1 protein-coding gene is annotated in these 552 nt (G+C 40.2%); it reads right to left on the bottom strand.

Going from position 1 to position 552, the window contains the following annotated elements; genetic code table 11:
• On the bottom strand, positions 1–552 hold a 552-nt coding region (locus AC3AX0_RS11370; protein ID WP_487550401.1), incomplete at both ends, for a nicotinate-nucleotide--dimethylbenzimidazole phosphoribosyltransferase.

Below are 552 nucleotides of genomic sequence, written 5' to 3' on the forward strand. Positions count from 1 at the left end.
GAACATCGATTGGATCGTTCTTGTCGGGAACATTAAGTTCTATTGCCCTTTCTATTACCTTTGTCTTGTTGCTGACCATTGATGCTTCAAGGTTTGCACCTATTCCGGTTATTTCTGAAGGGTGGATGTCGCCCAATACTGAAAGTATTGCAGTTGAGGGAGTTGTGTTTCCTATACCCATTTCCCCGGTACCGATTATTTTTCTACCTTTATTGATTTCAGATTCTACTATTTCAATTCCAGTCTCAAGAGCTTTAACAGCCTCCTCGTATGTCATGGCAGGACCTTTTGTCATATTGTCTGTACCGTATTTTATTTTTCTGTTTATTATTTCTCCATATTCAAGGTCTGTCATTACACCTATGTCTACAGTTACAAGATCTGCTCCTGCAATTTTTGCCAATGCACCTACACCTGTTATACCTTTTGTAATATTGTAAGTTTGAACCTCTGTAACAACCTGAAGACCGGAAGCGACTCCTTCGTCACAAACACCATGGTCCGCCGACATAACTATTATTGCCCTATTGTCAAGAACAGGGAACATTTCTC

It is taken from the genome of Dethiosulfatibacter sp., from assembly GCF_983023055.1.